This is a genomic window from Acidobacteriota bacterium (assembly GCA_040754075.1).
Taxonomy (GTDB): Bacteria; Acidobacteriota; Blastocatellia; order UBA7656; family UBA7656; genus JBFMDH01.
In genome coordinates, this window is record JBFMDH010000010.1 from 166,599 (window position 1) to 178,958 (window position 12,360).

Consider the following 12,360-nt stretch of genomic DNA (forward strand, 5'->3'; position numbering starts at 1 on the left):
CTCCTTGTTATTCATACCTCAGCGCAATCATCGGGTCGACTTTGGTCGCACGCCGCGCCGGAACCAGGCAGGCAACCACAGTAACCAAGGCAAGCAGAAAGGCGATTGAACCGAAGGTCGTGAAGTCCGTGGCGCTCACACTGTAAAGCAACCCGGATAGGGTTTTCGCGAGAAAATAAGCCGCGCCAAGTCCGAGCACAATGCCCATCACCGCGAGTTTCAGCCCTTGTTGAATAACCATGTTGAGCACATTGCGGCTTTGCGCGCCAAGCGCAATGCGTATACCGATTTCGCGGGTGTTCTGTTCAACCGTGTAAGCCATTACGCCGTAAATCCCCATGATTGCCAGCAACAGAGCGATGATGGCAAAAATCGAAATCAATATGGCGATGAATTTTTGCGGCGTTAAAGAGAGCGCCAATCGTTCATCCATCATGCGAATGTTATAGAGCGGTAAATCGCCATCCAGCGATTGCACTTCATTGCGAATCGCCGCAGTTAAATTGCCCGAATCGCCTTTGCCACGCGCCACCAGCATCATTCTCGATGAACTTTGTTGAAGGTAGGGAATGTACATCTCCGGTTTTTCCGCCACCGCCAAATCCTGATGTTTTATATCGCCAACGATGCCGACCACTTCGCGCCAAATCGGTTTGCCGTAAAGTTCGACCTCGTCCTCGTCACCGATTTGGATGCGTTTACCAATCGCATTTTCGTTGGGGAAGAAAGTTCGCGCCCAACATTGATTGACGACAATCACACCATTGGTTTGCGGGGTGTCGCGGTCAGTGACGTCGCGCCCTTCAACCAACGGGATATTCATGGTTTTGAAATAATTCGGGGTTACAACACGGCGGTCGGCAGCAAATCCATCATCGGAATTTTGCGAAGGGCGACCTTCGACTTCAAAAGAACTGACCGAACGAGAGCCGGAAAATGGCAAGTTGCTCACTGCGCCTGCGGATTCCAACCCGCTGATGTTATTGATGCGTTCAAGCGCCTTTTGAAAGAAGGCTCCCGGTTTTTCGGCTTCTTTGTACCGGGTTTGTGGCAAAGAAATTTGCGCACTCAGCAAGTTGGTTGGGTTAAAACCGGGATTGACATTTTGCAGACGCAAGAAGGTCGTGAGTAATAAACCAGCGCCGACTAAGACCACAAGGGCAATGGCGATTTCCGCGCTTACAAGCACACCAAGCACGCCATTTTTCAGCGAATTCCCGGCAACCGATTGACCGGATTCTTTCAAGGTGTGGTTTAAATCCAACCGGGTTCCATAAAGCGCAGGGATGACCGATGAAATCGTTCCGGCGATGAACGAAGCGATTAAAGTGAAGAGTAAAACCCGGCTATCGAGATTGATGTCTTTGAAACGCGGAACGTCATTGGGAATCAACGACAAAATCAAATCCACGCCCCACCACGCCAGGAAAAGTCCAACGCCGCCGCCAAGCGCCGAAAGCAGTAAACCTTCGGTTAAAAATTGTCTGAACAATTGCCAGCGACTCGCGCCGATGCTCAGGCGCACGGCAATCTCTTTGCGTCTTGACGTGGCGCGCACCAGTAATAAATTCGTCACATTGGCGCAGGCAATCAACAACACCAATCCGACTGCGCCGAGCAATACATAAAGCGAAGCGCGAACCGTGGGATTCACAATCTGTTCGTGCAGCGGAATCAGGTTGATTCCCGAATTGGTATTGGTGTTGGGATATTGTTGTTCGAGATTGCCTGCGATGCTGTCCATTTCAACTTGCGCGGCGCTCACCTGAACGCCGGGGTTTAATTTGCCGATGGCGAATAAAAAATGGTTGCCGCGTTCGATGCGCGAGACATCAATGCCAAGCGGCGTCCACAGTTCAACGTTATTGGGAAATTCAAAACCTGCGGGCAGGACGCCGATGATGTTATGAGTTTCGCCATTGAGTTGCAGGGTTTGACTCAGCACATCGGCGCGACCTTCAAATCGCGTGCGCCAGAATCCATTGCTAATCATCACCACGCGGTTTTTTCCCGGCGCATCTTCTTCGGCGAGAAAATCCCGACCGAGCGCGGGTTTGACGCCAAGTACGGAAAGAAAACTTGCAGACACGCCCGCGCCGCGCAAACTTTCGGGCTGAGAGCCACCGGTCAAGGTGAAACTCAAAAAACGATAAGCCGAGAGATGTTCAAACTGCTGGCTCTGATTTCGCCAGTCATTGAAATTGAGCGGCGAGATCGAACTCTGGGTGGGTTTTTGTCGCTTGTCATATTCCCAGAGTTGAATGATTCGTTCGGGTTCGACATACGGCAGGGGTTTTAACACGACACCATTGACGACGCTGAAAATCGCCGTGTTGGCGCCGATTCCCAGTGCAAAAGTAAAAATCGCCACCAGACAAAATCCGGGCTTTTTCAGTAATGTGCGAATCGCATATTTAATATCGTTCCAAAGCATTCGTATAGGTTCTCCTATTCATATCTGAGCGCCACCATCGGGTCGACCTTTGTCGCTCGATACGCCGGTATCCAACAGGCAAACAACGCTGTCATTAAAAGAAAGCCTCCGACAATCGAGATGGTTAAAGGGTCAGTGGCGCTGACGTTGTACAATTGGTTTTCGATAATTCGGGTTAAAGCGAAAACTCCGGCTCCACCGATAAGGAGTCCGATTAAAACCAGCTTCACCCCCTGCCAGATGATTAATCGCAAAACATCGCCGGTATTTGCGCCCAAAGCTCTGCGAATGCCGATTTCGTGAAAGCGTTGAGTCACCGAATAAGCCAGCACACCATACAAACCGATTGCCGATAACAACACCGAAAGCAAACTGAAAAACCCGATGAGGCTGGCGTACAGACGCTCTTCGGCAAGCGCCTCTTGGGATTGTTTCACCTGCGTTTTGATTTCGCGAATCGGCATGGTGTTATCCATTTCACTGATGGTTTGTCTGATTGCTGCGGCACTCGCGGTTGGTTCGCCAACCGTGCGAACAGCAAATGACATTTCGCCAAGCGTATCGGTTGCTTGTAACCACGGCAGATAAATCATCGGCGCTCTTTCTTCGCGTTGGCTGTTATAAGTGATGTCGCGCACGATGCCGATGATTTCAATTTTCCCGAGGGTCTCTTCATCAAAGCCGACGCGCTTGCCAATCGGGTTTTCGCCGGGGAAAAATTTTTCCGCCAACAACTGGCTGACGATTGCCACTTTCGGGGCTTTTTCACTGTCTTGTGAACCGAAGTTGCGCCCTTGTAATAAGGGAATCTCCATCGTCGAAAAATAATTTTCGCGCACCTCCTGAACATTGGTGATATGTTGATCAGGAGTTTGCGTCGTCTCACCCGGCAAAATCAACGAATTGTCATTGATGTAGTGAGCAATCAGCGGCACGGTGCCAAAGGTGATGGCGCGCACGCCGGGATTGGCTTCTACTCTTTCAAATAGTTGTTTGTAAAACTCCACGAGGCGTTCTTTTTTATAACCGTTGGCTCCGGGTTGCAAAGTGAACGTCAAAAGATTTTCCTGATTAAATCCGACATCGACCTTTTGCAAATTGAGCAAGGTGCGAACGAAAAGTCCTGCGCCCACCAGCAGCACCAAAGACAGGGCGACCTGAGCGATGATTAAACCTTTGCTGAGTCTTGAGCGCGAAGTTCCCATCGAACTGCGCCCGCTCTCTTTGAGGCTCGAAGTCAAATCTTTATTCGAGGCACGCCACGCCGGAGCCATTCCGAAAATGATGCCGGTGAGAAATGAGAGCAAGACGGTAAAGGCGAGCACCCGCCAGTCGATTTGATAGCTGACCTCAACCGGATACAAGGTGCTCTGCCCGTCACTGATGGCAACCAGCGCGTCTTTTCCCCAGAGCGCAAACACCACACCGACTGCGCCACCCATCGCCGAAAGCAACACGCTTTCGGTGAGTAACTGGCGAATCAACCGCCAGCGACCGGCACCTACCGCTAAACGAATAGTGATTTCAGGGCTGCGAATGGCGGCGCGTGCCAGTAATAAATTCGCTACATTGGCGCAGGCAATCAATAAAACAAATCCGACAACGCCGAATAACAGGTAGATTCGCGATGCGTAGATGCTGCGCACTTCCCACATTCCACGAGCGCCCGGCTTGGTAACCAGTTGCGGGTAATCTTTGACTTCAAGTTGCGCCGGTTCGTTGGCGTTTCTGGGCGGCGGCATCATCGCTAATGCCTCTGATTGAAAAGCGCTGTTGAGGCTTTCACGCGCCTGTTCGAGCGTCGCGCCTTTTTTCATCCGCCCCATCAAATGCAACCACCAGACTCCGGGTTTGCCCGGTCTATCCGCCATCGGGCGCTCTTCAAGAATCGCTTGTGTGGCAATCGGCACGAATATCGCCGGACGGTCATCAACCTGTGAAGAACCATTAAACTCAGGAGGCGTCACCCCGATGATGGTGAAACTGTTTTTATTGATTAAAATCTGTTTGCCGATAGCCGCGGGGTCTGAGGCAAAGCGGTCTTGCCAGTAACGATAACTGAGAACCGCAACCGGTTGCGCCGCCGGGTCGTCATCGGCTTCGCCAATCACTCGACCCTGAATGGAGTTGACGCCCATTGCCGAAAAATAATTTCCCGATACCACCTGCCCGCGTTTAACTTCCGCTGAACCATCAATCGCGAGATTTAATCTCGATAAGTCTGCAAAAGCGAAAAGGTCGGTAACCGGACTATCGGGATTTTCGGAAATGGTTTTTTGTAAGGTTTCAAAAGATTTTGAAAGGAATGAAGAGCCGCCGCGTCGCCCTTCTGCAAAACCGCCAACGAATATACCGCGATTGCCGCTGTTGCGAAACGCTTTGCCTGCTTCCCAGTTGAACAGCACCAGCGACTCAGTATCTTTGACCGGTAATTTCTTCAAAAGTACCGCATCAACCATGCTGAAAATCGCCGTATTCGCGCCAATTCCCAGGGCAAGCGTGAAAACTGCGATTGCCGTAAAACCGGGATTTTTAAATAACATTCTGACCGCGTATCGCAAGTCTTGAATCAAACTGTCCATTTCACTTTCCTTTCAAAAAATTGGGATGCCAATCGCTTAAGGAGGATTTACCAAGCGTGGTCTTTCAGATTTTCGCTTTAATCATTTTCAAGAATCTGAATTGGCATCCCAAAAACAAAATCATTCATATCTGAGGGCAATCATCGGGTCGACTTTGGTCGCCCGACGCGCCGGAATGTAACAAGCAATCAAGGCGACGATAGTCAACAAAACGGCAATTACGCCATAGGTCATCGGGTCAGAAGGCTTGATGCCATAAAGCACCTGTGAGAGCCAGCTTTCCAGATATTTGGTCAACACATATGCGCCTCCTAAACCCAGTGCAACGCCGGTTATTGCCAGCCCCATGCCCTGCCTGACAATCATCTTCAGCACATCGGTTTGCGAAGCGCCAAGCGCCATGCGGATGCCGATTTCGTGGGTGCGCTGCGACACCGCATAAGCCAGCACCCCGAACAAACCGATGGATGCGAGTTGCTGGGCAAGCAATCCAAACAGGGTGACCAGTCTGGCAAAGAGCCGTTCCATTTGCAGAGTTTCGCTGGCGCGTTCGGCTTGCGTTTTGATATTGGTGAGCGGCAGGTTTTCATCTACTTCGCGCATGGCTTGGCGCACCCCTGCAATCAGGGCGTTCGGGTCGCCTGTGGTGCGCACATAAAAATTTGCGCTTGACATGGTAACCGGAGTCTGTCGCCAAGGCAGGTAAACAGTTGGTCTGGTTTCTTCGCGTTGTCTGGCGTATTTGGCATCTTTGACCAGACCAACGATTTCCATTTCATCCGGCTTTTTCACATCGAAGGTGAAGCGTTTGCCAATTGGCGATTCGTCAGGAAAAAATTTATTGGCGAAGGTTTGATTGACGACGACGACTTTGGGAGCGCGTTCGTCATCCTGTTTATTGAATGCCCGACCTGCAAGCAGGGGAATCTCCAGCGTCTCTAAAAGATTATCGCGCCCATACAACGTATTGGTGTTGCCTGTGGGTTTGATGCGCCCATCAGCGTCCGGCGCAGTGTTCAACGACTCGCGTAAATGGAAGCTGTTTGAATTGGTGCTTTGCGCCAGCAAGGGAACGTTGGCAAAGGTTACTTTCGGATTGCCGGGCAAGGCTTCGAGGCGTTCGGTCAGGCGGTCATAAAGCTGAATGAGCCGTTCGTCTTTATAACCAATCAATCCCGGTGACACACTAAAGACGAGTAAATTTTGTGTATTAAATCCTGGGTCAACGCGCTGCAAATTTAACAGCGTCCGCACAAACAATCCCGCGCCAACCAATAACAACAAAGACAGCGCCACCTGCGCGATGACCAATCCGCGACTGAGTAACGACCGCGTCGAAGCGCTCGAACTGCGCCCGCTGTCTTTCAGCGTCGGGGTCAAATCCACTTTAGTAGCGCGCCACGCCGGAGCCAATCCAAAAATGATTCCGGTAAATAATGACAACGCCATCGTAAAGGCGAGCACCCGCCAATCCAGTTTTGGCTCCAACGCTTTCGGTCCCCAATCGCCGACTGCCAGCAAGCCGTCTTTGACCCACATTGCAAACACCAGACCCAGCGCGCCGCCGATAGCGGCAAGCAATACGCTTTCGGTCAGCAATTGGCGCATCAAACGCCAGCGACTTGCCCCTAAAGCCAGCCGCACACCAATCTCTTTTTGTCGAGATGCGGCGCGCGACAACAGCAAATTGGCGACGTTGGCGCAGGCAATCAACAACACCATTCCCACAACACCGAGTAGCAAGTAGAGTGATGGCGCGTAAAACTGGCGCGAATGCATTTCGCCCTGACTGCCGGAAATCAGTGAAAGTCGCGGATAATCCGTCGGGTCTAAGGGACTGATGGCATTGCCCCCCTGAGCAAGCGATTGGCTATTACGTGCTGTGCGATGTTCGACGACCGATTGCTGAAACACGCCTTCGAGTTGAGCCTGTGCCTGCTCCTGGGTTGCCTCTGGTTTCAAACGCCCCATCATACGCAACCACCATTGCCCTGCCCCGTAGAGCCGCGACCGTTTCGGGTCAATATTGAGCTGTGGCTCCTGAGCAAGCGCAATCGTTACATCCTGGGTTGAACCAACTTGTCCCGCGCCATCAAAGCCCGGCGGCGTCACCCCAATGATCGTAAATGCCCGATTGTTGAGATTGATCTGTTTGCCGATAACCGCTGGGTTGTCGCCGAAACGTTTTTGCCAATAGCGATAACTCAATACCGCAACCGGTGTAGCTGATGCCTGATCATCTTCATCCGTCAGCAGGCGACCAAGGTACGGTTGAACGCCCAGACCTTCGTGATAGTTACCCGTGACAACCTGACCGGAGGCAACATCGGCTTGTCCGTCAGCCAGTGCATTTACACTGATATTGCCAAAGCCAAAAATGTCAGACAATGCGCTTTGCTCATTTTGTTGTTCGCGCAGGCGTTGAAGGCTTAGATAGGGAAACGACGTGCCAATGGTTAAACCGGTTGCGGGGTCTTCACGGGTGCTGCCGCTGTAGCTGCCATAGCTGAAATTTTTGTTCCATTGCGCTTGAAACAGCACCAACCGCTGCGGCTCTTTAACCGGCAACATTTTCAAGAGCATCGCATCTACGATGCTAAAGAGCGCGGTATTCGCTCCGATACCCAAAGCCAGCGACAATACTGCAATCGTTGTGACCCCTTTTTGCTTGAGTAACATTCGCGCGCCGTACCGCAAGTCTTGCCAGAGGGTTTGCATGGTTTTCTCCTTTTCGGATTTGAATCACTCGCACCGCAGCGCGACCAGCGGATCAACCTTCGTCGCCCGCCGCGCCGGAATCCAGCATGCCAACAACGCCACCAGTGCTAACAACAGCGCGAGTCCGCCAAACGTAAGCGGATCGGTGGCGCTGATTTCAAACAACAGTCTCGCCATCAAACGTGTCAGCCCGAACGCCGTGAGCAAGCCCAAGCCGATTCCGGCAAGCGCCAGTTTCATGCCCTGGCTCACCATCAGCTTGATGACATCACGGCGTCCAGCGCCCAGCGCCATGCGCAAACCGACTTCGTGAGTGCGCTGGGCGACCGTATAAGACATCACCCCGTAAAGCCCAACGGCGGCAAGCAACAACGCTATGGCAGCGAATAGCCCGATCAGTTGTAAGTTGAAACGCGGTTGCCAAAGCGTATCGGCAACCACTTGCTCCAGACTGATGACATTCGAGACCGGCAAGGTGTGGTCAAGCGCGTTGACCGTTTCTTTGACGCTCGCCACCAGCGTTTGCGGCGCAACAGTGGTGCGCATCACCAGCGTCATCGAGGTGAGGTGCCCGGCAGTGCCCGCGTAAAAGTTCCGGCTCTGTTGGAACGGCAAGTAAAATTCGTTTTCGGGCGCGCTCATCCAACTATCTTGTTTGACATCTTTGATCACGCCGACGATGGTCAACCAGCGCGGCGCGGGCGCATTGCTGCGCGGATCATCCAGCGTCAGGCGTTTGCCTAGCGGGTCTTCATTTTGCCAATGTCGCCGCGCCAGGGTTTCGTTGATGATGACGACGCCGGGCGCATCGGCGGTGTCGCGTTCGTTGAAATCGCGTCCGCCACGCAACTCAATCCCCATCGTTTGCAAATAGCCGGGGCGGCTGACGCGGAAAGCGGCGGGGATTTCCTGACCCGGCGCGGGCAACGGGCGACCTTCGATGACCAGCGACTGTCCCCACAGATCACCCGCCAGCGGCAGGTGATTAATCGCGCTGACCGATTGAATGCCGGGCAGAGCGGCAAGCTTGTCCGTCAATTGTTGGTAAAACGCTTCGCGCGCGGGCCCGACGTATTGCGCCGCGCCATTCAGTGAAACCGACATGGTCAGCAGGTTGCGCGTGTTGAAGCCGGGATCAACCGCTTGCAACTTCGCAAAACTGTTCATCAGCAACCCTGCGCCAATCAGCAATACCAACGCCAGCGCGAGTTCCGCGACCACCAGCGTTTTGCGCAACCGGTGCCGTCCACCCGTTATGCCACGTCCGCCTTCTTTCAACACCTGATTCAAATCCGGTTTTGACGCAGCCAGCGCCGGTGCCAAGCCAAACAGCACACTGGTCATCAGCGACATCGTGAAGGTGAAGGCGAGCGCCGCCGCATCGAGTTTGATTTCATTCAAGCGCGGCAATTTGACGCTGAAACTGGTGCTGTTGCCCGCCAGCAACGCGCCCAACCAATCTACGCCCCACACGGCAAGCAAAATGCCGACCGCCGCGCCGCATAATGACAGCAGCAAACTTTCGGTCAACAACTGCCGCACGATGCGCCAGCGGCTCGCGCCCAAAGCCACGCGCAATGCCGCTTCTTTTTGCCGGGCGGCGGCGCGCGCCAGCAACAAACAGGCAACGTTGGCGCAGGCAATCAGCAACACGAATCCAACCGTCACCGACAACATCAGCAATGCCGGGCGCACATTGCCCACGACTTTTTCATTCAACTGATCTACGCGCAGTTCCAAACCGGTGTTGTCGGCAGGATAAGCGGTAGCGAGTTGTTGGCTCAGGGCTTCGACTTCCACCTTGGCTTGTTCCAGACTGACCTCAGGTTTCAGCCGCGCAAAGATGCGCAAGGAACTGCCGCCCCGGTTGGTGGCGCGCGCGCGCAAATCCAGCGGCACCCACATCTCTGCCCGCGTAGACCAAAATGGCGGAAATTGAAACTCCGCCGGCATCACGCCTACTACGGTGTAGCTTTCGTTATTCAAGGTCAGTTGCCGCCCGACAATCTTCGGGTCACCACCAAAGGCACGTTGCCAGAGCTTATGGCTGAGCACCAGGACGTGATCCTTGCCCGGTTGGTAATCTTCGACTTGCAAGGCGCGTCCCAACAGCGGTGGGATGCCCAATAGATCGAACAAGCCCTCGCCCATGCGCAATCCGGCTACCACTTCAGTCCGATCATTGTTTGCCAGGGTGCCGCCCCAGGCTTCTGCGGCTGCCATCTGCGCGAAGCTTTGGCTGTTGGCGCGCAAGTCCAGAAAGTTTGCCGGTGCCACTGGTCCGCGTCCAGATTGCAAGAGGGTGACGATGCGTTCCGGTTCACGATAATTGAGTGAACGCAGCAGCACGCCGTTGACGACGCTGAAAATCGCCGTGTTCGCGCCGATGCCAAGCCCCAGAGTGAGCACGGCAACCAGGGTAAAGCCCGGTTTTTTCATCAGCATCCGCAAGCTGTAACGAACATCTTTCAACCAGGTATCCATAAGGAGACACTCCAAGGTCAGGAAAAAAAATCGGATTTTGAATGGCTGGGGTTTGCGAGGATGACAAACATTCAAGCAGGAAAACGACTTGCTTGTTCATCAAAGACCTGGGCGACGATGAGCGCGCCTATGTTTCGCTCGCCGCTTTTGAAATGGACGATTCTTCGACAACCAGACCGTCGAACAGATTGATGCTTCTATCGGCATAACGCGCATAACGCGGATCGTGGGTCACCATACAAATGGTTGCGCCAGCGGCATGCAGTTCACGCATTAAATCCATCACCGCTTCGCCATTGGTTGAATCAAGGTTTCCGGTAGGCTCATCAGCAAGCAGAATCAACGGGTCGCCGCCAACCGCGCGCGCCACCGCAACTCGTTGCTGTTGACCGCCCGATAGCTGGCTCGGCAAATGTTTGGCGCGATGCGCCATGCCGACGCGCTCCAATGCCGCATGAACGCGCTCTTTGCGCTCGGAAGCTTTCATACCGCGATAGGTGAGCGGCAATTCGACATTTTCATACACCGTCAAATCGCCAATCAGGTTGAAACTTTGAAAGATGAAACCGATTTCGCGATTGCGAATGCGGGCGCGTTCCGCCATCGGTAAATCCGAAACATCATGGTTATTCAACCAGTATTCGCCATCGGTCGGTGAATCAAGTAAGCCGAGAATCGAAAGCAAAGTGGATTTGCCACAACCCGACGGTCCGGCGATGGAAATGTATTCGCCTTTGTTAATATCCAGATGAATGCCTGCAAGGGCATGGGTTTCGACTTCATCCGTATAAAAAATTTTCTTCACACCTGACATATGAATCAGTGGATAATCACTCATATTCTCTCCTTTTAATTCAATCGAATTCGATCTACGCTGTCATAACTTGCGGTGTCTGACAAAATGATGCGGTCACCTTCTTTCAAACCATCAATGATTTCTATGGTATTGACGGAACTGCGACCGAGGCGCACTTGAACACGTGACGCATTTTTGCCATCGGGGTCGAGTTTAAAAATGCCGACGGTGCTGCGTTCCTGCCCGTAAACCGGACGACCGACATATAAAATATTTTCGAGTCGTTCAAGTTCAATTGTCCCTTCAACACTGATATCCGGGCGCGCGCCTTTGGGCAATTCCCCTTCAAGCCTGACATCAACCGTAATGGTTCCGTTCTGTGCGGCAGGGTCAATGCGGGAAACTTTGCCTTGAATCACGCCGTTGCGCGTATCAATGGTGGCGAGTTGTTCGAGCGCAATGTCTTTAACCTGGGTTTCGGCAATTTTCAATTCTGCCTTGAGCAGCGAAGGGTCGGCAACCCGCGCCAGATTGGTTCCGGCGGTGACCTGTTGCCCGACCTGTACTTGAACAACTTGAACGACACCGCGTATGCCGGCGCGAACGCGGAGTTGGCCAACTTGATCTTGTCTTAATTTATAAAGCGCGCGTCTTTGTTCAAGTTGCGATTCCTGTGCAGCAAGTTGGGTTTTGACTTCATCATTAAAAATCGCCAATCGCTTTTCTTCGATTTCATTTCGCGTCGCCAGTTCTTCGGCGCGCACTTTCGACGTGCGCCAGATGATTTCCGAAAGCAAACCCTGTTTATAAAGCGATTCATTTACCTCTGCCTGCATCTTCGCCTGACTGAAATCGGATTGCACGGTGGCAGCCTGAGCTTTCTGATCAAGCACCTGACGTTCGAGGCGAACTTTAAGGCTTGCGAAATCGGCTTCGGCAGATTTGAGTTGAGTTCCGGCTTCGAGCGCCGATTGTTCGAGATCAGGATTGCTCAAGACCACGAGGATGGTGTCAGGGGTGACTTCCGCGCCCGGTTTCACATTCAATTGTTCGATGCGACCGTCGGAAAGCGCCGGAATCCAGCGAATCTCTTCGGGAATCAGAGTTCCGATACCGCGAACCTGACGAACCATCTGACCGCGTTTCACGGTGTCCATCAACATGGTCGCGGCATCGACCGTCGGCGCTGCCGGTTTGAGTCTCGATACGCCGAAGGTGATGCCACCGATAACGGCAGCGGCGACAACGAAGTAAATAATGCGTTTAATCAGTTTCTTGCGCGAAGCATTTTTACGTGGTACGTCCATTTTTCCTCCGGTCAACCATAGGAAATCCGTGTGCCAGAA

Annotated in this window: 6 protein-coding genes; all 6 read right to left on the minus strand. The window is 53.0% G+C overall.

All coding sequences use genetic code 11. The features are described from left to right. Positions 1-7: 7 nt before the first annotated feature. Positions 8-2,434 (minus strand): ABC transporter permease, encoded by a 2,427-nt coding sequence (locus tag AB1757_13230; GenBank protein ID MEW6127996.1) that lies wholly within the window; start codon positions 2,432-2,434, stop codon positions 8-10. Positions 2,435-2,448: 14 nt separating this feature from the next. Continuing rightward, positions 2,449-5,016, minus strand: coding sequence for an ABC transporter permease (locus tag AB1757_13235; protein MEW6127997.1), 2,568 nt, complete (start codon positions 5,014-5,016; stop codon positions 2,449-2,451). A 120-nt stretch (positions 5,017-5,136) separates the two neighbouring features. Next, positions 5,137-7,734, minus strand: a complete 2,598-nt coding sequence (locus tag AB1757_13240; protein MEW6127998.1) for an ABC transporter permease — start codon at positions 7,732-7,734, stop codon at positions 5,137-5,139. Between the two features lie 24 nt (positions 7,735-7,758). Beyond that, positions 7,759-10,218, minus strand: a complete 2,460-nt coding sequence (locus AB1757_13245) for an ABC transporter permease (GenBank protein MEW6127999.1) — start codon at positions 10,216-10,218, stop codon at positions 7,759-7,761. A gap of 127 nt (positions 10,219-10,345) precedes the next feature. Beyond that, positions 10,346-11,056: an ABC transporter ATP-binding protein gene (locus AB1757_13250; protein MEW6128000.1), complete on the minus strand. Its 711-nt coding sequence runs from the start codon at positions 11,054-11,056 to the stop codon at positions 10,346-10,348. 11 nt (positions 11,057-11,067) lie between these two features. Next, entirely contained in the window at positions 11,068-12,321 is a 1,254-nt protein-coding gene (locus AB1757_13255) for an HlyD family efflux transporter periplasmic adaptor subunit (GenBank protein ID MEW6128001.1), read from the minus strand. Between the last annotated feature and the right edge of the window lie 39 nt (positions 12,322-12,360).